The sequence below is a fragment of the Curtobacterium poinsettiae genome (assembly GCF_047226435.1).
GTDB lineage: Bacteria > Actinomycetota > Actinomycetes > Actinomycetales > Microbacteriaceae > Curtobacterium > Curtobacterium poinsettiae.
Genome location: NZ_CP178434.1, coordinates 693,588 through 715,087, shown reverse-complemented (window position 1 = coordinate 715,087; position 21,500 = coordinate 693,588). Strand labels below are relative to the sequence as shown.

Here is a 21,500-nt window from a genome sequence, read left to right as displayed (position 1 = left end):
CCAGCTGGCACCGTGCCTCCCGTCCACAGGGGTCGCGTCTCGGACGCGGCGCGTCTCAGTAGCGCGGCTTGCGCTCCGGACGCTCGTCGCGGTCGTCACGGCGTCCGCCACCACGGCGATCCGCACGGATCTCGATGAGCTTGCCGCTGATCCGGGTGTCGGTCAGGCGGTCGAGCACACCGGGGTCCATGTCGGCCGGCAGCTCGACGATCGAGAAGTCCGGACGGATCTGGATCGCACCGAAGTCGTCGCGGCGCAGGCCGCCTTCGTTGGCCAGCGCACCGACGATCTGGCGCGGCTCGACGCGGTGACGACGGCCGACCTCGATGCGGTACGGGGACATCGGCTGCGAACGGCGCGGGGCGCGGTCGCCACGGTCGCGGTCGCCGCCACGGTCGTCGCGGGCACCGCGGTCGTTGCGGCCGCCGCGGTCGTCGCGGGCACCACGGTCGTCGCGCTCGCTGCGGCGGGCGTCACGCTCCATCTGCGAGCGGAGCGCGTCGTCGGCTGCGGTGAGCAGCAGCGGCGAGTCACCCTGCGCCACGACGGCCAGGGCGGCAGCGACGTCGTCCGACGGGACGTCGTGGTGCTCGACGTAGTGCGCGATGACGTCGCGGAACGCCGCGATCCGGCCCTGGTCCTCGAGCGCCGCGGTGATGGCGTCGTCGAAGCGGGTCAGGCGCGTCTCGTTGACGTCGTCGATGGTCGGCAGCTGCATCTGCGTGAGCGGCTGCTTGGTGTGGCGCTCGATCGCGGCGAGCAGGCGACGCTCACGCGGGGTGACGAAGCTGATCGAGTCACCCGAGCGGCCGGCACGACCGGTACGACCGATGCGGTGCACGTAGGACTCGATGTCGACGGGGATGTCGAAGTTCACGACGTGCGTGATGCGGTCGACGTCGAGACCACGGGCGGCGACGTCGGTGGCGACCAGGATGTCGAGCTTGCCCGACTTCAGCTGGTTGACCGTGCGCTCGCGCTGGGCCTGGGCGACGTCACCGCTGATCGCGGCGGCGGCGTACCCGCGGGCGCGGAGCTTCTCGGCCAGGGTCTCGGTCTCGCTCTTGGTGCGGACGAAGATGATCATGCCCTCGAAGTCCTCGACCTCGAGGATGCGGGTGAGCGCATCGACCTTCTGCGGGTACGAGACCATCAGGTAGCGCTGCGTGATGTTCGCGGCGGTCTTCGTCTTGGTCTTGACGGTGATCTCGGCCGGGTCGGTCAGGTACTGCTGCGAGATGCGGCGGATCTGCGCGGGCATCGTCGCCGAGAAGAGGGCGACCTGCTTGTCGTCCGGGGTGTCGGCGAGGATCGTCTCGACGTCCTCGGCGAAGCCCATCTTGAGCATCTCGTCGGCCTCGTCGAGGACCAGGTACTTCAGCTCGGACAGGTCGAGCGTGCCCTTCGCCAGGTGGTCCATGATGCGGCCGGGGGTACCGACGATGACGTCGACGCCACGGCGCAGGGCGGAGAGCTGCACGCCGTACGCCTGGCCGCCGTAGACGGGCAGGACGTGGACGTTCTTCATGTGGGACGCGAACTGCTCGAACGCTTCGCACACCTGCAGGGCGAGCTCGCGCGTCGGGGACAGCACGAGCGCCTGGGGCTTCTTGCTGCCGGACTCCATGCGGGACAGGATCGGCAGCGCGAAGGCGGCGGTCTTGCCGGTTCCGGTCTGCGCCAGGCCGACGACGTCGCGCCCGGCGAGGAGGGTGGGGATGGTGGCTTCCTGGATGGCGGAAGGGGTCTCGTAGCCGATGTCCTTGACGGCCTTGAGCACAGCGTCGCTCAGGCCGAGATCGGCGAACGTCACCACGGGCCCGTCGTCGAGGGTCTCAGTGGTGGGGGTGGTGTCCGTGCTCATACCACCAACGGTATCTCGAATGCGCGCTCCGCAGGGACGGGAGGCCCGTGGCGGCGCCGCCACGAGCCTCCTGTCCGTCCCCTCGGTCACGTCAGGAGCGCGTGGTGCCGATCCCCAGGACCGTGTCGGCACGGTCGTTCAGCCGCGTCAGCATCTCGGCGAGCGCGCGCAGCTCGTCCGAGGCGAACTCCCCCGTCAGGTCGTCGAAGACCTCGGCGCCGGCGGCGTCCAGCTCGTCGAGCAGCCGCCGGCCGGCGGGGGCGAGCGTGACGAGCGTGGCGCGGCCGTCCGCGGGATCGGGCGACCCGATCAGGTGCTCGGCCTCGATCAGTGAGGCCACCCGCCGGCTGATCACCGGGCGGGACAACCCCGTCGCGTCGGCGATCGCGGTCGCCCGGACGGGGCCGTGGCCGGCGACGGCACGCAGGATCACGCGGGCGGTCGGGTCGAGCCCGCCGCGCGACTCGATGAGCGAGGAGCGCAGGGTCTGCCGGACCCACAGCCGGTCGAGCTGGGATCGCAGGAGTCGCTCTGCGGCACGCCGGTCGTCGGTCACGCGCCAAGCGTAGCGGGCACATTTAGTTGCTTGCCGGAAGCAACAGATGTATCGTTGCGCGGTCTGCAAAGTTTCACAGCCAGAAAAAGGAGTTCGATGACCGCCACCGCACCCGTCTCGGTGCAGCACGGTCGGCACACCGCCGAGGCCCCCGCGGCCTCCGGAGGCGCCGGCCAGCAGCCGCTGATGACCCACCGTCAGATCCTCCTGGTGATCTACGGCCTGATGGCGGGCATGTTCCTGTCCTCGCTCGGCCAGACGGTGTTCGGCACGGCGATCCGCACGATCGGCGACGACCTGCACGGGCTCGACCAGCAGGCCTGGGTGACCACCGCGTACCTCATCACCTCGACGATCGCGACGCCGATCTACGGCAAGCTCTCCGACATCTTCGGCCGCCGTCCCCTCTACATCTTCGGCATCGTCGTCTTCATCCTCGGCGCCGTCCTGTCGTCGATGTCCACCTCGATGCTCATGCTCGCCGCCTTCCGCGCGGTGCAGGGCATCGGTGCCGGTGCGCTGATGTCGCTGCCGCTGGCGATCATGGGCGACATCCTCGCCCCGCGTGAGCGCGCCAAGTACCAGGGGTACTTCCTCGCCGTCTTCGGCATCTCGTCCGTCATCGGCCCGCTCGTCGGTGGTCTGCTCGCCGGTTCCTCCGAGATCCTGTGGATCACCGGCTGGCGCTGGGTCCTGCTGATCAACGTGCCGATCGGTGTCGCGGCGCTGCTCATGGTCATCGTGTTCCTGCACCTGCCGAAGGTGCACGGCGCCGGCGACGCGAAGCCGAAGGTCGACTGGTGGGGCGCGACCGCCGTCATCGTCACCCTCGTGCCGCTCCTGCTCGTCGCCGAACAGGGCCGCATCTGGGGCTGGGGCTCCCCCGCCGCCGTCGCCTGCTACGTCGTCGGTGTCGTCGGGCTGATCGGTCTGCTGCTCATCGAGTCGAAGATGGGCGACGCGGCGATCATCCCGCTCAAGCTGTTCCGCTCGGGCACGTTCTCGATGGCCACCGTCATCGGGTTCCTGGTCGGCTTCGCGATGTTCGGTGCGATGCTCACGATCCCGCTCTACCTGCAGATCGTCGTCGGGCTCACCCCGACCGAGTCCGGCTTCGCCACGCTGCCCCTGGTCGGCGGTCTCATGATCGCCTCGATCACCTCGGGTCAGATCGTCGCCCGCGTCGGCCGCTACCGGATCTTCCCGGTCATCGGCACCGCGCTCGTCTCCGCCGGCTACGTCGTCCTGACCTTCATGTCGATCGACAAGCCGCTCTGGTTCCTGATGATCGGCATGTTCCTCATCGGTCTCGGCCTCGGCTCGGTCATGCAGTCGCTGACCCTGGCGTCGCAGGGCTCGGTGGAGGCCCGTGACATGGGCGTCGCCACGTCGTCCGCCACGTTCTTCCGCCAGATCGGGGGCACGCTCGGCACCGCCGTGCTGCTGTCCATCCTGTTCTCGGTGATGCCGGCGAACATCCTGACCGCGACCGCGAACCAGAAGGACCTCGGTCCGGCACTCGACGCCGCGCTCAACCCGACCGTCGCCAGCGCGAAGGCCAACCAGGGCGCCATGGACAAGATCTGGACGCCCGTCGTCACCCCGCTGACGAAGACCGTGCAGTCACAGCTCGACGCCGCCTCGGCCAAGGCGAAGCAGGCCGCCGACGCCGCGGTCACCGAGCAGGTCACCGCGGCCGTGCAGCAGCAGGTCGCCGCGGGTGCCGTGCCCGCAGCGGCAGCGCAGACCGTGATCGACCAGCAGGTCGCCGCGGCCACGCCGGCCGCCGAGCAGTCCGCACTCGAGCAGGTCGCCGACCAGGCGCACGCCAGCGTGCAGGACGGCACCGTGTCCGTCGACTGGTCGAACGCTGCGCAGCGCTCCTACTGGGTCGACGAGCTCACCCCCGAGCTCGCGAAGAAGATCGACGACGGCAACACCACGAGCGACAGCGCCACCAGCACGAACGACACCTCGTTCCTGACCGGTGCCGACAGCCGCCTGACCCGGCCGTTCATGGCGGGCTTCAACGCCTCGTCCGTGACGATCTACTGGGTCGGTCTCGGCGTCATCCTGCTCGCGTTCGTGCTGACCTGGTTCTTCCGGGTGCCGCCGCTGCGCCAGCGGTCCGCGCTGCAGGAGCAGGCCGACATGTCCGCCGAGGCGCAGCTCGAGGCCGAGGCGGGCGCCGCCGCAGCCGAGGCCGGCTCGTTCACGGGCCCGATGACCGGGTCCGTGCCGACCGGCTCGGGTTCGACCGGATCCGCGCCGACGCACCGTCGGTGACCGACCGGGGCGTCCGCCCGTGCCCCCTTTCCGGGCGGGCGCCCCTCCCACCCACATCGATCCACCAGGAGTCCACGTGATCACCACCCCGGCAGCGGCTGCGGCAACGGAGCCGTGCACGCTGCGTGAACGGAAGAAGCAGCAGACCCGGCAGGCGCTGCACGACGCGGCGCTGACGCTCGTGTCCGCGCACGGGCTCGACGGCGTGACGGTCGAGCAGATCTGCGCCGACGCCGACGTCTCGCCCCGCACCTTCTTCAACTACTTCTCGTCGAAGGCGCACGCGGCACTCGGGCTCGACTCGGTCGAGGTGCCGGAGCGCGCAGCGGCCTGGTTCGCCGAGGCCGACGGGGCCCTGGTCGCCGACCTGTGCACCCTGGTCGCCGCGACCGTGCCGCTCTCGCAGGACCGCAGGCGCATGAAGGAGCTGCTCGTGCTCCGGCCGGAGATGTCGTCGATGGTGATGCAGTGGATGGCCGAGTCGCGCCAGTCCCTGCTCAGCGTCGTCGGCACCCGCACGGACGCCCAGACCGCCCGCACCGCCGTGACCCTGGTGATGTCGGCACTCAGCGAGGTCGCGCACCGCGAGACCGTGCGGAGCAACGAGGAGCTCGCCGACCGGCTCCGTGCGGTCGTGCGCGAGATGGCCGCGCTCGCGTCCTGAGGCGGGGGCGCAGGGCGTACCTGGTCGAATCGGGCGTACCTGGCAGGAACTTCCCGCCAGGTACGCCCGTTTCCGCTTTCCAGCGCAGGCGCAATGGGAAGGAACGTCGCGCCGTGCGCGTGCCCCGGTGCCGGACGGGAGGCCCGTGGCGGCGTCCCCACGGGCCTCCCGTCCGCACCGTGGCCGGGTGCGAACACGCCGTCGTGTCCGCCCGACGCCGGGAAGTCCTCGAGACACCACCGTTTCCGGAGGCGTCTCGACGTGACGACGGCGTCTCCCAGCCGTCGCGCACTCGCACTGCTCGGCTGACGAGCCCTGGGGTTTCCCCAGTCCGCACTCCGGAGTACCTTGCCGGGCATGCACACAACGGGACCCGCGCCGTACTTCCAGTTCGCCGGCACCGCCAGGCAGGCCCTCGAGCACTGGCAGCGGGTGTTCGGTGGCCAGGTGCAGATCGCGACCTACGCCGACTTCTCCCGCACGGACGGCCCGGCCGACGCCGTCGCGCACGGCCAGCTCACCGGCGAGCTGCAGCTGTTCGCCGCGGACGCGAGCGAGGGCGAGGGCGAGGGCGACACCCCGTTCTCGGCGACGGGGCTGCTCTTCTCACTGCTCGGCGCCGCGGAACCGGACGTCCTGCGCCGGTGGTTCGACCAGCTCGCCGAGGGCGGCACGGTCGTCGACCCACTGCAGCAGCGACCGTGGGGCGACTGGGACGGCACCGTCCGTGACGCCTTCGGGGTCGCCTGGCTGATCGGGTTCGAGGACTCGGCGCGCTGAGTCCCGCGCTGAGTCCCGCGCGCAGCAGCGCCTACTGCTGGTCGGACGGCAGCAGCGGCGCCCAGAAGGCGTCGGGGCCATCGGCCTGCACGGCGTCCGGCTCGAACCGGAAGCCGTACTCGCGTACGAAGTCGAGTGCCGCGGCCCGCTCGTCCTCGGCGTCGTCGTGCGCTGCGTCGAACAAGTAGACGCCGTGGCCCATCGCGACACCGGCGTCGCTGATCACGGAGAGGTCCCAGCGGCCCTGCTCGGAACGCTCGATCCGGACGACGGCGGCCTGGGATGCGGTGAAGTCAGCCATGTCGCGAGCCTACGGACGCCCCGCGGCTGGCGTTCAGGATGCTCCGCGGCCACTACGCTGTGCACGGTCACAGGTCAGACGAGTGGAGAACGCATTGTCAGTCGGATTGCTCGCCGTGGTGGACGACATCCTCTCCGCAGCCCTCAAGGCCAGCGCGAAGACCGCGGGGGTCGTCATCGACGACGCCGCCGTCACACCCCAGTACGTGCAGGGCCTGGAGCCCGCCCGCGAACTGCCGGTCGTCGGGCGCATCGCCCTCGGCAGCCTGTTCAACAAGTTCGTCATCATCATCCCGCTGGCCCTGCTGCTGACGGCGTTCGCCCCCGGGGTGCTGCCCTGGCTGCTGCTGCTCGGCGGCACCTACCTGTGCTTCGAAGGTGCCGAGAAGGTGACCGAGTGGTTCGGTGTCCACCACGAGGGCGGGTCCGACGAGGCCGTCACCGAACCGAAGCTCGTCTTCGGCGCCATCCGCACCGACCTCATCCTGAGCACCGAGATCATGCTCATCGCGCTGGCAGGCCTCGACCCCGACCTGGGGCTCTGGCCGACGCTCGGCGCCCTGATCGTGATCGGCCTGGTCATGACGGCGGTCGTCTACGGCGCCGTGGCGCTGCTCGTCAAGGTCGACGACATCGGCCTGCAGATGATGAAGAACTCGGTCCGCCGCACCCGCCGGATCGGTGCCAGGATCGTCCGCGCGATGCCGATGGTCTTCCGGGTCATCAGCGTCATCGGCACCGTCGCGATGCTCTGGGTCGGCGGACACCTGGTCATCGCGAACCTGGCCGAGACGATCTGGCACGGACCGTACGACCTGCTGCACGTGATCGAGCACGCGCTCGAGGCCGCCGGCCCTGTCGTCGTCTGGATCGCCGACACGGCCGTGTCGGCCGTGGCCGGCCTCGTGCTCGGCATGGTCGTCGTCGGCATCGTGCTCGGCATCGGCCGCCTGCGCGGCGGGCAGCACTGACGCGGCTGCGCGACGGACGGGAGGCCCGTGGCGGCCTGGCACCGCGCCTCCCGTCCGGTAAGGCGTCCTGACCCGCAGCAGCCGAAAGGTCACAGAGCGGTAACGACGTCAGATCCGTCCAAACCCTTCGCCAGAGGGTGCCGAATCACCTGCAACGACCGGGAACCACCCGGAGCGCTCACCAGCCGCACACCGCTGGTTCTCCACCCTGCACCAGGGTGTGTTCGGCGCGCACACAGCAGCCGCGCCGAGCGCGACAACAGCAAAGGACTGATCACGATGCGTAAGAGCCTCAAGACCTCCATCACCCTCGCCACCACTGGCGCCCTCGTGCTGGGCGGTGCCGCGTTCGGCATCTCCTCCGCCCAGGCCGCGACCCCCGCCATCCACACGGTGTCCTCGTCGTCGTCGAAGATCCCCGCACCGGTCGCTTCGGTGCCCGAGGTCCTCGGTGGCTCCACCGCCGTGAAGCTCGACTCCGGCTTCACCGACGCCCTCACCTCCCTCAAGCTCACCCCCGGCGTCTCCGGCACCGCCAAGCTCGCCGACGGATCCGTGTCGTTCCCGATCACCGCCGGATCGGTCACCTACTGGTCCCCCGACGGCAACTACCGCCCCTACGTCCAGGGCCTGCTCAACCACGACGACTCCGGCCTGACCCTCAAGGGCGGCGACACCACCGTCACCCTCGAGAACTTCGTCGTGAACCCCGGCTCGTCCAAGCTCTACGGCGACGTCCTGGTCAACGGCAAGGTCGCTGTCAACAACGCGTTCCTGTTCGAGCTGCACGGCGGCTCCCTCAAGCCCCTCCAGCTCGAGGGCGACAACGCCATCCTGACCGGCACCACCGTCCACATCAGCGAAGACGCCGCCGGCCTGCTGAACAAGACCTTCGGCACCGACGCCGTCAAGCGCGGCCTCCTCGTCGGCACCGCCACCATCACCGCACAGATCAAGTAACACCCCGCACCACCAGCACCACGCACGACACGGAGAGTCGCTCCGCCGATCAGGGCGGAGCGGCTCTTCGTCGTTCCCGGTTCCGCCGGCGGCACTGCTTCTCCCAGTGGCCGAGCCTACGATCGAGCGAATGCCCGCTCCTCGCTCGACCAAGACCGACGACCGACCCGGGCCGGACGACTTCATCCGCGTCCGTGGTGCCCGCGAGAACAACCTGCGCGACGTCGACGTGGACATCCCCCGCGACCGGATCGTCGCGTTCACCGGCGTCTCCGGGTCCGGCAAGTCCTCGCTCGCCTTCGGCACCGTCTTCGCCGAGGCCCAGCGCAGGTTCCTGGAGTCCGTGGCCCCGTACGCACGGCGCCTGATCGCGCAGGGCTCGACCCCGCACGTCGACTCGATCACCGGACTCCCGCCCGCCGTCGCCCTGCAGCAGCGTCGCGGCGCCCCGAGCTCCCGCTCCACCGTGGGCACCATGACCACGCTGTCGAACTCGATGCGCATGCTCTACTCGCGCGCCGGTACCTACCCGTCCGGCGCGGACCGGCTCGAGTCGGACTCCTTCTCACCGAACACCGTCGCCGGAGCCTGCCCCCGGTGCCACGGCATCGGGACCGCGCACGAGGTCACCGAGGCCTCGGCCGTGCACGATCCGTCGTTGAGCATCCGCGACGGTGCGATCACCGCGTGGCCCGGTGCGTGGCAGGGCAAGAACCTGCGGGACGTCACCGCGGTGCTCGGCTACGACATCGAGCGCCCGTGGCGTGAGCTGTCACGCGAGGACCGTGACTGGCTGCTCTTCACCGAGGAACAGCCCGTCGTGCAGGTGCAACCGAAGCGCGACCGCGTGGCGAAGCCCTACAAGGGCCGGTTCTGGAGCGCCCGCCAGTTCGTGCTGCACACCCTCGCCGACTCGCAGAGCGAGACGCAGCGCAAGAAGGTGCTGCAGTTCGTCGAGTCCGGCCCGTGCGGGCTGTGCGGCGGAACGGGTCTGACCCGTGCGGCCCTCGCGGTCACGATCGGCGGCCACTCGATCGCCGAGCTGAACGCCCTGCCGCTGACCGGCCTGGCTGACGTCCTGCGCCCGATCGCCAGCATCACCGACGCGGCAGCGGCGACGTCACGGGCGTCGTCCGGCGAGCACACCGAGGTCGCCGTGGCGATCTCCCGCGACCTGCTCACCCGCGTCGACGTCCTGGTCGGCCTGGGGCTCGGCTACCTCGCGCTCGACCGCGCCACGCCGACGCTCTCCCCCGGTGAGAGCCAGCGACTGCGGATCGCGACGCAGCTGCGCTCCGGCCTGTTCGGCGTCGTCTACGTGCTCGACGAACCGAGTGCCGGACTGCACCCCGCCGACGCCGAGTCGCTCGTCGACGTCCTCGACGACCTGCGCGCCGGCGGCAACAGTGTCTTCGTCGTCGAGCACGACATGAGCATCGTGCGCCGAGCCGACTGGATCGTCGACGTCGGCCCCCGGGCGGGCAGCGGCGGTGGCACGGTCCTGTACAGCGGACCGGTCGCCGGCCTGGCCGAGGTCGAGGCCTCGGTCACCCGGCGCTTCCTGGAACCCCGGCAGCCGACCGTCGACCGCGCCGTCCGCGCCCCGATCGGCACGCTCGAGCTCCGTGACCTCACCCTGCACAACCTGCGGGGGCTCGACGTCGACCTGCCGCTCGGTGTCCTGACCGCGGTCACCGGGGTGAGTGGCTCGGGCAAGTCGTCGCTCGTGGGTGGTGTCCTGCCCGGCGCCGCGACGTCGCACCCGATCATCGACCGGGTCGTGCAGGTCGACCAGAAGCCGATCGGCCGCACGCCCCGCTCGAACCTTGCCACCTACACGGGCCTGTTCGACGCGGTCCGAGCCGCCTTCGCCCAGACCGACGAGGCCAAGGCCCGCGGCTGGGGCGCCGGACGGTTCTCGTTCAACGTCGCCGGCGGCCGGTGCGAGGTCTGCCAGGGCGAAGGGTCGGTGTCCGTCGAACTGCTCTTCCTGCCCGGCAGCTGGGCCCCGTGCCCCGAGTGCCACGGCTCCCGGTACACCGCCGAGACGCTCGAGGTCCGGTGGAACGGGGCGTCCATCGCCGACGTCCTCGGCATGACCGTCGACGAAGCGGCGCCGTTCCTGGCGCCGCTGCCCGCAGCCGGGCGCGGACTCGAGACCCTGCGCGAGGTCGGGCTCGGCTACCTGCGCCTCGGTCAGCCCGCCCCGGAGCTGTCCGGCGGCGAGGCGCAGCGCATCAAGCTCGCGACCGAACTGCAGCGCGCGCGGACCGGGCACACCCTGTACCTGCTCGACGAGCCCACCACCGGTCTGCACCCGGCCGACGTCGAGCTGCTGACCGCCCAGCTCGCCCGTCTGACCGACGCGGGCAACACCGTCGTCGTGGTGGAGCACGCGATGGACGTCGTCGCGAGTGCCGACCACGTCATCGACATGGGCCCGTCCGGCGGTGTCGAGGGTGGCCAGGTGGTCGCCTCCGGCACGCCAGCCGAGGTCGCCGCTTCGACCACCAGCCGGACCGCGCCGTACCTGCGGGACCAGCTCGGTCGCTGACGCAGAAGTGCCCGCCAGGATCGCTCCTGACGGGCACTTCGTCGCTGCCGCTGGTTACCGCTGGACCGCTTCCGGCGCGTCGTCGCGTAAGAAGTCGCTGCCGCTGTGCGTGTAGCCGACCTCACCCGTCCGACGCCACTGCTTGCGGACGCGCTTGAAGGTGGTGATGCGTGCTGGTTCGACGCTCTCGTCGCTCGTGTAGGCGCTCATGGCTGATCTCCCTGTGTGATTAACCGTGGTTCCTCGGCCCCCCGAGATGGAGGCTAACGAGCGGTTTCCACCCGGGTTCGCGATCCGTCCCGGAACGTCCGTCGAACGCAGTTCCGCCCGCGGGATGGCCGCGGAACGCGGCTCACGCGACCCACGGGGACGGACGGGAGGCCCGGATCACCGCCGGCAGACCGGCGGGGGCGAGTCGCGCCTCCAGACCGGTGCCCGGGCCGACTCAGGAACGCAGGCCGAGCACCAGGTCGTGGACCACGCGCGCTGCGCGCGCCGCGGCGTCGTCCAGGTGCTCACGGAACTCGGCACCGTCCGGCGCGCAGAGGTCACTGATGCACCGGACCGACACGAACGGCATGTCGTGGACGTGGGCGAACTGCGCGATCGCCGCCGACTCCATGTCGACCGCGGCCACCTCGGGGAAGGCGACACGGAGGGTGCGGGCGCGGCCCTCGGTGACGAAGACCTCGCTGGACCCGATCGTCGCCGACCGCAGTGGCCACGCGATGTCGGCCCCCATCGCGAGCTCGACGAGCCGGGCGTCCGGCGCGTAGCCGGTCGGCATGCCGGGGACCTGGCCCAGGGCGTAGCCGAACGCCGTGGCGTCGGCGTTGAGGTTGACGTACCGGTCGCCGACCAGGACGTCACCGATGGCGACACCGTGCATGAGCCCGCCGGCGGTCCCGACGCTGATGACCGGGATGCCCGGGCCGAAGTCGTGGAAGCCGTGGGCGACCGCGGCCGTGGCGTTCGTGAAGCCGATGCCGCTGCGGCGCACGACGACCGTGGCGCCGCCGATGTCGAGCAGCTGGTGCGGGTCGTGGCCACCGACGGGGCCGTCGAGCACGGGGACACCGCCGAAGAGGTCGGCGAAGGCCGAGACCTCTTCGCTCATGGCCGCGATGATGATCGCGACGGGTTGCTGCTGCACTGACCGATCCTCCCACGCCGGGCGCGCTCGGACGTGCAGGTCGGGTCGTCGGAACCGCTAGCAGCGGGGGACCTGCCGGGACAGCTCGTCGGCGACGAAGGCGGCGAGCGCGTCGGCGCCGGGGTGGTCGTCGGCAGTGACGGTGACGACGGTGCCGGTGTCGGTGTCGGTGCCGGTGTCGCCCTCGGTCTGGTCGAACAGGAGCATCTGGCCGTACGCACCGTGCAGCCGCCAGAGCCGCCCGGGGCCACCCCACCCGGCCATGGCGTACCGCTCGTAGCCGGGGCCGGTGCCCTCGCGCTCGACCCAGTCGGTGTGCATCGCGTCGCACCACCGCGCGCTGACGATCGGCTGTCCGTCGATGATCCCGCCGTCGCGGATCAGGTGTCCGATGCGGGCGAGTTCCTCGGTGCGGAGCGCCAGCCCCTCACCGCCGGCGACGAACCCGTTCGGGCAGCGTTGCCAATCGACGTCCTGGATGCCGAGCGGCGCGAACAGCCGCTCGGAGACGAACGCACCGACGTCGCCGACCCGGGTCTCGAGCACGCGCATCGCCGTGTAGGTGCTGGCGTTCGCGTACTGGAACACCCGGCCGCGGGACGGTCGCCGCAGGAACTCGGCCGCCAGGTCCGGCCAGTCCGTCAGCTCGGTCGCCGACCAGGGCATGTCGATCCCGCTGGTCATGGTGAGCAGGTGGCGGAGGGTGACCCGGTCGACGCCGTCGCCGAGGGCGAGGCCGGTGCCGGTCAGGTACCCGGCGATCGGTTCGTCGACGTCGACCAGGCCGTCGTCGGCGGCGATGCCGGCGGCCAGGACGCAGACGCCCTTGGCGACGGAGTGGACCTCGCGTCGGACGTCGGGGGTCCAGCGGTGCTCGGCGACGTCGTCGGTGTCCGTCGCCCCGGTCCGCGTGCGCACGTGGATGCCGTGTGCGGCGAACCCCGTCGCGTCGACGTGGGCGACGACGGCGTCGAGGATGGTCGCGGCGGTGTGCACACCCCATCCTCTCGTGTCCGAGCGGCTGCGGGCACGGGCAGGGTCCGCCGCGTACCGTCCGGCTCGTGTCCGACGAACAGCCCCGCCGCCCCGATCCCACCCGCGTCGGCGACCAGCCCGCACTCCGCACGGCCTCGGGCTCGAACTGGCTCGTGTGGGGCGCCGTCACGGCCGTGATCGTCGCCGCCGTGATGGTGCTCATGGCGATCCGGGCGCCGGCGATCGGCTGGCCCGCCCTGGTGCTCGTGGCCCTGTTGTTCGTGACGATGGTCGTGGTGCGAGCCGCCGTCCGGCCGAAACGGGCCCGACTCGTCACCCTGGCCGTCCTCGACCTCGGCATCGTGGTCGTCGGGCTGGTGGCGACCCTGGCGGTGCTGTACTCGTCGCCGGTCGGCTGATGCCACGATGGCATGTTGATAACGGTTCTCACTAAGATGGTGCGCATCGGTCACAGCACGGTGGCCGTTCCACCGACGCAGCCACAGCTGCTGGGAAGACCGACCCCATGCCAGCACCACACCCCACCGAGACCCTCGATGCCCTCGTGGTCGGAGCCGGACCGGCCGGCATCGGCACCGGCCTGGCGCTCCACGCCGTCGACGGCCTGCTGTTCGGCGTCGTCGACCGCGGCGTCGTCGGGGACACGTTCCAGCGATGGCCGGAGCACCAGCGGTTCCTGACACCGTCCTTCACCGGCAACGGGTTCGGGGCCACCGACCTCAACGCGGTCCACCCGCGCACCTCACCCGCCTACAGCCTGGCGACGGACTACCCGTCGGGGCCGGAGTACGCCCGGTACCTGCGTGGCGTCGTCGCCGCCTTCCACCTGCCGACCCTGCCGGACACCGAGGTCGAGCACATCGAGCCGGACGACGACGGCTTCCGCGTGGCCACCAGCCGCGGCCCCGTCGTCGCCCGGAACGTGGTCTGGGCCGGCGGCGAGTTCTCGGACCCGACCCTGCCCCGCTGCGCCGGTACGTCGCTCGGGGTGCACGCCTCCGCCGAGACAGCCTGGGTGGCACGGCCCGGGCACGTGGTGGTCGTGGGCGGGTTCGAGTCCGGCATCGACCTGGCGTGCCACCACGTCGAACAGGGGGCGACGGTGACGGTCGTCGACCCGTCCCACCCCTGGGACGCCGGCAGCGGATCGGACCCGTCGTTCCGACTCGCCCCGCGGACCCGCCAGCGGCTCGCCGTCGCGCGGGCCAGCGGACGCCTCACCCTGGTCGACGACGGCCAGGTCACCGGCATCAAGCGGTCCGGCGACGGTTTCTCCGTCGGGGTCGCCGGACGAAGCGCCCTGGTGGCGGACGCACCACCGATCCTCGCCACCGGGTACGGCCCGGGGCTCGGGCCGGCCGCGAGCCTGTTCGACACCCGCGCGGACGGGTGGCCGCTGCTCACCGAGGACGACGAGTCGACCACCACGCCCGGGCTCTTCCTGGCCGGCACAGCGCTCCGGCACGGTGGGCTGCAGTTCTGCTTCGTGTACAAGTTCCGGCAGCGGTTCGCCCACGTCGCCCGCGTCATCGGCGAACGGGCCGGACGTGACTGCGGTGCGCTGCAGGAGTGGGACGACGCCGGGATGCTCACCGACGACCTGAGCTGCTGCGGTGTCGAATGCGCGTGCTGATGCCGGCACAGCGGCCCGCCCGCCCCGCCGGTGCACGACTCTGGGCCACCCCCGCGATCGTCGGCGGTGCCATCCTGCTCGGGTCGGTGATCGGCGGCGTCTCGCCGTCGAGCGGTGACGCCATGGGCTCCGTGGTGGACCTGCTGGTGATCACCCTGGTCGTCGCCCTGTTCGTCGACGTCCCGCTCCACCGCCTGCCCCGGACACCGGGCGCGTGGAAGGTCATCGGCATCGCCTGGAGCATGAACTTCCTGCTCGCCCCGCTCGTCGCCTTCCTGCTGACCCGCGTGGCCCTGCCCGGCCACCCGGCCGTCCAACTCGGCGTGATGCTGTACTTCCTGGCGCCCTGCACCGACTGGTTCCTGGCGTTCACCCGCCTGAGCGACGGTGACACCGCCGTGGGCGCGACCCTGCTGCCGATCAACATGGTCACCCAGCTGCTCCTGTTCCCGGTGTGGATCACGGTCCTCGGCGGCAACGCCGGCATCGATGCCGTGGGAACCGTCGGCACCCTGCTGCAGTGGTTCGTCCTGCCCGTCGCGATCGCCGTGGCGATCCGCCTCGGCATCGCACTGCTGCCGACCGGCACTCGAGCCCGCGCCGCGGCGCTGCCCGGCCGGGCGATCCCGTGGATCGTCGGGGCGATGGTCGCCGGCCTCTTCGCCTCGCACATCCGGCTGCTGCTGGCGAACCTGCCGGTGTTCGTCGCCGTGCTGGGGTGCGCAGTGGTGTTCTTCGCCGTCATGTACGTCGCCGCCGAGTCCGCGTCACGCCTCGCCGCCCTGTCGTACCCGAGGACAGCACTGCTCGCGATGACGACGGCGGCCCGCAACGCGCCCCTGATGATCGGGCTGACGAGCGCCGCGCTCCCCCACCAGCCCCTGGTCACCACGGCGATCGTGGTCGGGATGCTCGTCGAGTTCCCGCACCTGCTCGCGGTGCGGCACCTGCTGCTGCGTCGGCGACGTGGTCAGCGCACCGGGCGACGCCTGCGCGGCACCGCAGCTTGGGGGCACCCGTGACGCACCGGGTCCGGCTCGTCGTCGTGCCGACCGAGCGGCGGGTGATCGAGACCGAGCACGACGACCGGCGGACGGCGCTCCTGCTCGCGCTGGGCCAGGTGCCCCTCGGGTACACGGTCACCGACGTCGACGTGCTGCCGGAGCACGAGGACACCGAGCACGACCCCGCGGAGCCGGGCCGACGCTGAGCGGGGCGCTCCGACGGCGCTGGTACGGCCCGAGACGGTCACGATGCCGGACGGGAGGCCCGTGACGGGCCCGCACCGCGCCTCCAGTCCGGTGCCGGTCGCGACCGGTGCACGTGGCCGGCTACGCGCTGTCGGTCACCGTCGGCTGCGCCTGCCGCAGCCCGGTGACCAGGAGGGTCACGATCGTCCGGACGTCGTAGTCGGGGTCCTGGGGACTCCACGCCACCAGGTCACCGACGGCCCGGAGCAGCTGGTACGGCGGGGTCGGCGCGGCCACCTCGCCGGACGCCCGCGCGGCGTCGAGCAGTCGGCCGAGCACGGGCACGAGCTCGTCGACGAACAGGGTGTGCAGCGCCGTGAAGCCGTCGGCGTCGCCCTCCCAGACGCGCGCCAGACCGTTCTTGGTGCCGAGGAAGTCGACGAACTGGTGCACCCAGCGCAGCAGGGCGGCGAACGGCGTCGGCTCCGAGCCGAGCAGCGCGGGCCCCGCGTCGACCAGGGCCTCGATCTGGTGCCGGTAGACGGCGACGACCAGGTCCGAACGGGTCGGGAAGTGCCGGTAGAGCGTGCCCACCCCGACCCCCGCGGCGGTGGCGACCTCGCGCACCGGTGCGCCGACGCCCGAGGCGGCGAAGACCCCGGCAGCGGCGTCGAGGATCGTGCGCTCGTTGCGCTCCACGTCGCGACGGCGACGCGGCGCGGGGTCGGTCGACGGGGTGCTCATGCCTCGATCATCGCACGACACCGACGCGATGCGGAACAGTGCTCCGCTTCCCCTTGCAATCCGGATCGCTGTTCCGTATCGTTCCGGAACGTCGCTCCGTTTCGGACGACAGTCGCTCCGTCCGCGGGCAACACCGCATCCCGGAAAGGCCCCCATGGCACCCACAGCACCCCGACCACAGGTCATCAGCGTGCGCCCCGTCACACTCCCCGCACCCTCGCGCGGTCAGGACCTCGAGGTCCGGATCACGGCACCGACGACCGGCACGGACCTGCCCGTCATCGTCTTCGCCCACGGCTTCGGCCAGTCCATGACCGGCGGCGACCCCCTGGTCGACCACTGGACCGCGAACGGCTTCGTCGTCGTCCAACCGACGTTCCTCGACGCGAAGTCCTACGGGCTGACGCTCGACGACCCGCGCTACCCGACCATCTGGCGGACGCGGGTCGACGACCTCGAGCGCGTGCTCGACGACCTCGACCAGATCATCGACGCGGTCCCCGGCCTGAGCGGGCGCGTCGACACCGCACGCCTCGCCGCGGTCGGACACTCGTGGGGCGGACAGTCCGTGGGCATGCTGCTCGGGGCCCGCGTCCTGGACGCCGACGGACAGCCGGGCGAGGACCGCACCGACCACCGCGTGCGCGCCGGGGTCCTGCTGTCCACCACCGGGATCGCGCGCGGCGACCTCGTGCCGTTCGCGCAGGAGCACTTCGCGTTCATGAGCCCCGACTTCAGCCAGCTGCACACCCCGTCACTCGTCGTCGCCGGCGACCACGACCAGTCCCAGCTCTCGACGCGAGGCCCGGACTGGTTCACCGACGTCTACCACCTGAGCCCCGGCGCGCGGCACCTGGTGACACTCCACGGCGGCGAGCACCTGCTCGGCGGGATCCAGGACTACGAGTCGACCGCCACCACCGACGAGAGCCCCGAGCGTGTGGACCTCGTCCGCCAGACCACGACGGCGTTCCTCCGGACCGCGCTCGGCCTCGACCCCGACGCGTGGTCGGCGATCGCCGACGCCGTCGGCCCTGCCACCGCCGCCGGCCACATCGAATCGAAGGAGCACCACTCGTGATCACCGACCAGCACCCCCTGCCCAGCGGCTTCACCGCCGCGTCCACCGCCGCCGACGTCCTGCACGGCGTCGACCTGACCGGCCGGAACGTCGTCGTGACCGGCGGCCACAGCCGCCTCGGCCGCGAGACCAGCCGCGCCCTCGCGGCGGCCGGCGCCGACGTCACCGTCGCCTCCCGTGACGTCGACCGGGCATCCGCAGCAGTCGCCCACATCCCGGGCATCCGCGTCGAGGCCCTCGACCTCACCGACCCGTCGTCGGTCGACGCCTTCGCCGCGCGCTGGTCGGCCTCCAGCCGCCCGCTGCACATGCTCGTGAACAGTGCTGCGATGCTCTTCACCCCGGACCGCCGGCTCGACGGCCGCGGCAACGAACTGGCGTTCTCGACGACGCACCTCGGGCACTTCCAGCTCACGCGGGCGCTCCTCCCCGCCCTCCTGGAGGCCCGTGGTGCGCGGGTCCTGACCGTCACCTCCGGTGCGGCGCGGTTCGGGCAGATCCGGTGGGACGACCTGACGTTCACCCACGGGTACGACCCGGTCACCGCGTACGGGCAGTCGAAGCGCGCCAACGTCCTGTTCACGGTGGAGCTCGACCGCCGGTACGCCGGCCAAGGCATCCGTGCCTTCGCCGCGCACCCGGGCGTCATCATCGGACCCGGCCCGCACGACGCCTCGCAGATCGCTTCGTACCGGGAGCAGGGACTGGTCGACGACCACGGGGTGACCGTCATCGACCCCGAGGTCGGCAAGAAGACCGTCGAGCAGGGCGCAGCCACGCTCGTGTTCGGTGCCGCGAGCCTGCTGCTCGACGGCGTCGGCGGGGTCTACCTGAAGGACAGCGACGTCGCCGTGATCGACGACCGGGTCCTGCCCCTCACCGCGGACCGCATCCCGTCGAACGCGAACTCGGCCATGCTCGACGCCGGCGACGCGCGCCGGCTGTGGGAGGTCAGCGAGGGACTCCTGGCCTGATCGCCGTGGGCCGGGTGCCTCGTCTGCTCACTGTTCTCGTCGTCCTCGCTACTGTGTGACGGTGCTGACCGTGCGGATCGAGAGCCCCCGGCAGGACGACGTCCTGCACCTGCTGCAGCAGGGCGACGACTACGGACTGAGCCTCTACCCGGCCGAGAACTACCACGCCCTGGACGTCGACGACCTGGACCAGCCCGACGTCGCGTTCCTGGTGGCGCGTGAGGACGGCACCGCCCTCGGCACGGTGGCGCTCGTCGACGCCGGCGACGGCACCGGCGAGGTCAAGCGCATGTTCGTGAGCGACGCCGCGCGTGGGCTCGGCGTGGGGACGCGGCTGCTCGACGCCCTGCACGACCGTGCCCGCGCGGTCGGCATCGGGACCGTCCGGCTCGAGACCGGCCTGCCGCAGGCCGCGGCCATCGCGCTCTACCGGAAGGCTGGGTACGCGGACATCCCCCGGTTCGGCCCGTACGTCGACGACCCGACGAGCGTGTGCATGGAGCGGCAGCTCGTCTGATCGACGCTGCCTCCCGACGTAGGATCGCGTGTGAGCTCCGAGCACCCCGAACCCAGCGGCATCGACCCCGACGACCTGACCGTCGCGCTCCGGGTGCTCGAGCAGCTGCCGTCGATCGACGAGACGCACCCGGACTTCATCCGGGTGCGCCAGGCCACCGCGAAGATGTTCAAGGCCGTCAAGCGTGCGCACCGGCTCGAGAAGCGCGGCGTCATCGCCGAGGCCGACCGCCGGGTGATCGCCGCCACCGCCACCGGGGCCGCCGACCGGATCGACGACGAGACCCGCGGCGTCCCGATCAGCGCCTCGACCGCGTCGACCACCGCGGGCACGCTGCTGAAGTCGCGCCCCTGCTACATGTGCAAGCAGCACTACACGGTCGTCGACGCGTTCTACCACCAGCTCTGCCCGGCGTGCGCCCGCATGAGCCACGCGAAGCGCGACGCCCGGACGGACCTGACCGGCAAGCGGGCGCTGCTCACCGGTGGCCGCGCGAAGATCGGCATGTACATCGCGCTCCGGCTCCTGCGCGACGGGGCCCACACCACCATCACCACGCGGTTCCCCCGCGACGCGGTGCGCCGGTTCGCGAGCCTGCCCGACTCCGCCGACTGGATGGACCGCCTGAAGGTCGTCGGCATCGACCTGCGCGACCCCGCCCAAGTGATCGGGCTCGCCGAGGACGTGGCCGCCTCCGGCCCCCTCGACATCCTGATCAACAACGCCACGCAGACCGTGCGCCGGTCGACCGGCGCCTACCAGCCGCTCGTCGACGCGGAACTCGCGCCGCTGCCCGACGGACCGCTGCCCGAACTCGTGACCTTCGGGCACACGAACGACCAGCACCCGCTGGCGCTCGCCCGTTCAGTTGCCGCGCACCCGATCCTCGCGGCCGCCGCAGCCCGTGCCGACGAGCTGACCGAACAGGCCATGGCCCCGGGCTCGAGCTCGCTCGAGCGGCTCGCCCTGGGCACCGCGATCGACGCCGGTGGCCTGGTCCCCGACCTGCACGACGAGAACTCGTGGACCCAGCAGGTCGACGAGGTCGACCCGCTCGAGATGCTCGAGGTCCAGCTGGCCAACACCACGGCGCCGTTCATCCTGATCTCGAAGCTCCGCCCCGCGATGGCCGCCAGCACGGGACGCCGCACCTACGTGGTGAACGTCAGCGCCATGGAAGGGGTGTTCGGCCGCGCCTACAAGGGGCCGGGTCACCCGCACACGAACATGGCGAAGGCCGCCGTGAACATGCTCACCCGCACGAGCGCGCAGGAGATGTTCGAGACCGACAACATCCTGATGACGAGCGTCGACACCGGCTGGATCACCGACGAGCGGCCGCACCCCACGAAGGTCCGGCTCGCCGAAGAGGGCTTCCACGCGCCGCTCGACCTGGTCGACGGGGCAGCCCGTGTCTACGACCCGATCGTCCGGGGTGAAGCGGGCGAGGACGTGTTCGGCGTCTTCCTGAAGGACTACGCGCCGAGTTCGTGGTGACGAGCGGCTGACCGGGTCGGTTCCGTCAGTGCTTCGACGCAGCCGCCTCCTGCGGCAGCACCTCGCCGAAACGGAGCAGGAAGTCGCGAAACACTTCGTCGTCGTGTGGCTGCCTTGACGCCGCTAAGTCGAAAGAGGTGTCCCCCTATTCGCGGACGCCAGTGGTGCCGCGGATCGTCCCAATAACGTCTAGCGTTCCCCGGGTTACGGAGATCTGTTCCAACGGCCCTCGGCCTTGCCCCACTCCAAGAGGGTCACGCCGTAGGCAGCACAGGTGTACCGGACATTTCCCTCGTCCTCGGTGTCGCGCATGACGTCAGCGAGAGCGTACGGTGCAGTGACTGCGCCTTCGAGGACTGCCAACACCTCCGGCGGGTTGACAAGCCAGTCCCTACTGTCCAGGTGGTACTGGCGCGTAGGAGGCTGTTCGGCCAGGAGTGACTCCAGCCGCCCTCGCTCCGACGCGACGAAGGCTCCAGCCTGATCCGCTGCCTCCCGAGGATCAACATGGAGATACAACGCGAACAGCACTGTGGCGAGTTCGAGGTCGGCTAGCGGCACGGCGTGCTCTCCAAGGAGCCCCTCGTACATGCCTTCGAGTAGCTAGTAGCACCGAGCCGGGCAGTATGCCGCCTGCTTGCGGCGCTTCCGAAACGTCCGTTGCACGTCGTGGTCAAACATCTCTACCAGCACCGTCAGCCCGGGGATGACACACCGCATCCCCTCGGACCATTAGCGAGCCCCTTGTAAAGCAGCTTGTGACACACCACTGACCACGTC

General features: G+C 71.2%; 22 protein-coding genes. 14 read left to right on the top strand and 8 right to left on the bottom strand.

What is annotated here, in order from left to right:
- Positions 1-55: 55 nt before the first annotated feature.
- Positions 56-1,864 carry a DEAD/DEAH box helicase gene (locus ACL00U_RS03450; RefSeq protein ID WP_017886812.1) on the bottom strand — a complete coding sequence of 603 codons (1,809 nt, stop codon included), beginning with the start codon at positions 1,862-1,864 and terminating at the stop codon, positions 56-58.
- A gap of 91 nt (positions 1,865-1,955) precedes the next feature.
- Positions 1,956-2,420: a MarR family winged helix-turn-helix transcriptional regulator gene (locus tag ACL00U_RS03445; protein WP_042537769.1), complete on the bottom strand. Its 465-nt coding sequence runs from the start codon at positions 2,418-2,420 to the stop codon at positions 1,956-1,958.
- A gap of 96 nt (positions 2,421-2,516) precedes the next feature.
- On the opposite strand from ACL00U_RS03445, the gene ACL00U_RS03440 reads away from it, so the two are divergent.
- From ACL00U_RS03440 to ACL00U_RS03430, 3 genes are all read left to right on the top strand, one after another.
- Positions 2,517-4,706, top strand: coding sequence for an MDR family MFS transporter (locus ACL00U_RS03440; RefSeq protein WP_412873826.1), 2,190 nt, complete (start codon positions 2,517-2,519; stop codon positions 4,704-4,706).
- A gap of 76 nt (positions 4,707-4,782) precedes the next feature.
- Positions 4,783-5,370, top strand: coding sequence for a TetR/AcrR family transcriptional regulator (locus ACL00U_RS03435; RefSeq protein ID WP_017886815.1), 588 nt, complete (start codon positions 4,783-4,785; stop codon positions 5,368-5,370).
- A gap of 357 nt (positions 5,371-5,727) precedes the next feature.
- Positions 5,728-6,150, top strand: a complete 423-nt coding sequence (locus tag ACL00U_RS03430) for a VOC family protein (protein WP_259575718.1) — start codon at positions 5,728-5,730, stop codon at positions 6,148-6,150.
- A gap of 31 nt (positions 6,151-6,181) precedes the next feature.
- Here ACL00U_RS03430 and ACL00U_RS03425 read toward each other — a convergent pair whose 3' ends face one another.
- Positions 6,182-6,451, bottom strand: a complete 270-nt coding sequence (locus ACL00U_RS03425) for a hypothetical protein (RefSeq protein ID WP_042537772.1) — start codon at positions 6,449-6,451, stop codon at positions 6,182-6,184.
- 94 nt (positions 6,452-6,545) lie between these two features.
- Here ACL00U_RS03425 and ACL00U_RS03420 point away from each other — a divergent pair, with 94 nt between their 5' ends.
- The 3 genes from ACL00U_RS03420 to ACL00U_RS03410 all read left to right on the top strand — a co-directional run bounded on the left by ACL00U_RS03420 (position 6,546) and on the right by ACL00U_RS03410 (position 10,935).
- Positions 6,546-7,421 (top strand): DUF808 domain-containing protein, encoded by an 876-nt coding sequence (locus ACL00U_RS03420; RefSeq protein WP_262118425.1) that lies wholly within the window; start codon positions 6,546-6,548, stop codon positions 7,419-7,421.
- Positions 7,422-7,700: 279 nt separating this feature from the next.
- Positions 7,701-8,381 carry a hypothetical protein gene (locus tag ACL00U_RS03415; RefSeq protein WP_042537774.1) on the top strand — a complete coding sequence of 227 codons (681 nt, stop codon included), beginning with the start codon at positions 7,701-7,703 and terminating at the stop codon, positions 8,379-8,381.
- A gap of 130 nt (positions 8,382-8,511) precedes the next feature.
- Positions 8,512-10,935: an excinuclease ABC subunit UvrA gene (locus ACL00U_RS03410; RefSeq protein WP_071251563.1), complete on the top strand. Its 2,424-nt coding sequence runs from the start codon at positions 8,512-8,514 to the stop codon at positions 10,933-10,935.
- A gap of 54 nt (positions 10,936-10,989) precedes the next feature.
- Here ACL00U_RS03410 and ACL00U_RS03405 read toward each other — a convergent pair whose 3' ends face one another.
- The 3 genes from ACL00U_RS03405 to ACL00U_RS03395 form a co-directional block, all read right to left on the bottom strand.
- Positions 10,990-11,145: a hypothetical protein gene (locus ACL00U_RS03405; RefSeq protein WP_412873825.1), complete on the bottom strand. Its 156-nt coding sequence runs from the start codon at positions 11,143-11,145 to the stop codon at positions 10,990-10,992.
- 235 nt (positions 11,146-11,380) lie between these two features.
- Positions 11,381-12,088: a 5'-methylthioadenosine/S-adenosylhomocysteine nucleosidase gene (gene mtnN / locus ACL00U_RS03400; RefSeq protein WP_082509451.1), complete on the bottom strand. Its 708-nt coding sequence runs from the start codon at positions 12,086-12,088 to the stop codon at positions 11,381-11,383.
- Positions 12,089-12,145: 57 nt separating this feature from the next.
- A complete protein-coding gene (locus tag ACL00U_RS03395; protein ID WP_262118424.1) occupies positions 12,146-13,084 on the bottom strand; it encodes a serine hydrolase domain-containing protein in 939 nt (312 codons plus the stop codon).
- Between the two features lie 65 nt (positions 13,085-13,149).
- On the opposite strand from ACL00U_RS03395, the gene ACL00U_RS03390 reads away from it, so the two are divergent.
- The 4 genes from ACL00U_RS03390 (at position 13,150) to ACL00U_RS03375 (ending at position 15,927) form a co-directional block, all read left to right on the top strand.
- Positions 13,150-13,482 (top strand): hypothetical protein, encoded by a 333-nt coding sequence (locus ACL00U_RS03390; RefSeq protein WP_056069193.1) that lies wholly within the window; start codon positions 13,150-13,152, stop codon positions 13,480-13,482.
- Positions 13,483-13,589: 107 nt separating this feature from the next.
- Positions 13,590-14,717 carry an NAD(P)/FAD-dependent oxidoreductase gene (locus ACL00U_RS03385; RefSeq protein ID WP_056069196.1) on the top strand — a complete coding sequence of 376 codons (1,128 nt, stop codon included), beginning with the start codon at positions 13,590-13,592 and terminating at the stop codon, positions 14,715-14,717.
- Positions 14,717-15,739 (top strand): arsenic resistance protein, encoded by a 1,023-nt coding sequence (locus tag ACL00U_RS03380; RefSeq protein WP_162243005.1) that lies wholly within the window; start codon positions 14,717-14,719, stop codon positions 15,737-15,739. Before ACL00U_RS03385 ends, ACL00U_RS03380 begins: the two co-directional genes overlap by 1 nt.
- A complete protein-coding gene (locus tag ACL00U_RS03375; RefSeq protein ID WP_017886152.1) occupies positions 15,736-15,927 on the top strand; it encodes a hypothetical protein in 192 nt (63 codons plus the stop codon). Before ACL00U_RS03380 ends, ACL00U_RS03375 begins: the two co-directional genes overlap by 4 nt.
- Before the next feature lie 121 nt (positions 15,928-16,048).
- Here ACL00U_RS03375 and ACL00U_RS03370 read toward each other — a convergent pair whose 3' ends face one another.
- Positions 16,049-16,651 carry a TetR/AcrR family transcriptional regulator gene (locus ACL00U_RS03370; RefSeq protein ID WP_412873824.1) on the bottom strand — a complete coding sequence of 201 codons (603 nt, stop codon included), beginning with the start codon at positions 16,649-16,651 and terminating at the stop codon, positions 16,049-16,051.
- Positions 16,652-16,805: 154 nt separating this feature from the next.
- Here ACL00U_RS03370 and ACL00U_RS03365 point away from each other — a divergent pair, with 154 nt between their 5' ends.
- From ACL00U_RS03365 to ACL00U_RS03350, 4 genes are all read left to right on the top strand, one after another.
- Positions 16,806-17,732, top strand: a complete 927-nt coding sequence (locus ACL00U_RS03365; protein WP_040419100.1) for an alpha/beta hydrolase family protein — start codon at positions 16,806-16,808, stop codon at positions 17,730-17,732.
- Positions 17,729-18,706 (top strand): SDR family NAD(P)-dependent oxidoreductase, encoded by a 978-nt coding sequence (locus tag ACL00U_RS03360; protein ID WP_017886155.1) that lies wholly within the window; start codon positions 17,729-17,731, stop codon positions 18,704-18,706. The genes ACL00U_RS03365 and ACL00U_RS03360 overlap by 4 nt, the downstream gene beginning before the upstream one ends.
- Positions 18,707-18,767: 61 nt before the next feature.
- Positions 18,768-19,223, top strand: a complete 456-nt coding sequence (locus tag ACL00U_RS03355) for a GNAT family N-acetyltransferase (protein WP_152427159.1) — start codon at positions 18,768-18,770, stop codon at positions 19,221-19,223.
- A 30-nt stretch (positions 19,224-19,253) separates the two neighbouring features.
- Positions 19,254-20,720 (top strand): SDR family oxidoreductase, encoded by a 1,467-nt coding sequence (locus ACL00U_RS03350; protein ID WP_017886157.1) that lies wholly within the window; start codon positions 19,254-19,256, stop codon positions 20,718-20,720.
- Between the two features lie 204 nt (positions 20,721-20,924).
- Here ACL00U_RS03350 and ACL00U_RS03345 read toward each other — a convergent pair whose 3' ends face one another.
- Positions 20,925-21,311, bottom strand: a complete 387-nt coding sequence (locus tag ACL00U_RS03345) for a hypothetical protein (RefSeq protein ID WP_412873823.1) — start codon at positions 21,309-21,311, stop codon at positions 20,925-20,927.
- Positions 21,312-21,500 lie beyond the last annotated feature (189 nt).

Bases quoted from the DNA above. Each gene is read 5' to 3' on its own strand.
- ACL00U_RS03450 (WP_017886812.1), bottom strand. From the start codon at position 1,864: ATGAGCACGGACACCACCCCCACCACTGAGACCCTCGACGACGGGCCC.
- ACL00U_RS03440 (WP_412873826.1), top strand. From the start codon at position 2,517: ATGACCGCCACCGCACCCGTCTCGGTGCAGCACGGTCGGCACACCGCC.
- ACL00U_RS03430 (WP_259575718.1), top strand. From the start codon at position 5,728: ATGCACACAACGGGACCCGCGCCGTACTTCCAGTTCGCCGGCACCGCC.
- ACL00U_RS03425 (WP_042537772.1), bottom strand. From the start codon at position 6,451: ATGGCTGACTTCACCGCATCCCAGGCCGCCGTCGTCCGGATCGAGCGT.
- ACL00U_RS03415 (WP_042537774.1), top strand. From the start codon at position 7,701: ATGCGTAAGAGCCTCAAGACCTCCATCACCCTCGCCACCACTGGCGCC.
- ACL00U_RS03410 (WP_071251563.1), top strand. From the start codon at position 8,512: ATGCCCGCTCCTCGCTCGACCAAGACCGACGACCGACCCGGGCCGGAC.
- ACL00U_RS03405 (WP_412873825.1), bottom strand. From the start codon at position 11,145: ATGAGCGCCTACACGAGCGACGAGAGCGTCGAACCAGCACGCATCACC.
- ACL00U_RS03385 (WP_056069196.1), top strand. From the start codon at position 13,590: ATGCCAGCACCACACCCCACCGAGACCCTCGATGCCCTCGTGGTCGGA.
- ACL00U_RS03380 (WP_162243005.1), top strand. From the start codon at position 14,717: ATGCCGGCACAGCGGCCCGCCCGCCCCGCCGGTGCACGACTCTGGGCC.
- ACL00U_RS03370 (WP_412873824.1), bottom strand. From the start codon at position 16,651: ATGAGCACCCCGTCGACCGACCCCGCGCCGCGTCGCCGTCGCGACGTG.
- ACL00U_RS03365 (WP_040419100.1), top strand. From the start codon at position 16,806: ATGGCACCCACAGCACCCCGACCACAGGTCATCAGCGTGCGCCCCGTC.
- ACL00U_RS03345 (WP_412873823.1), bottom strand. From the start codon at position 21,311: ATGTACGAGGGGCTCCTTGGAGAGCACGCCGTGCCGCTAGCCGACCTC.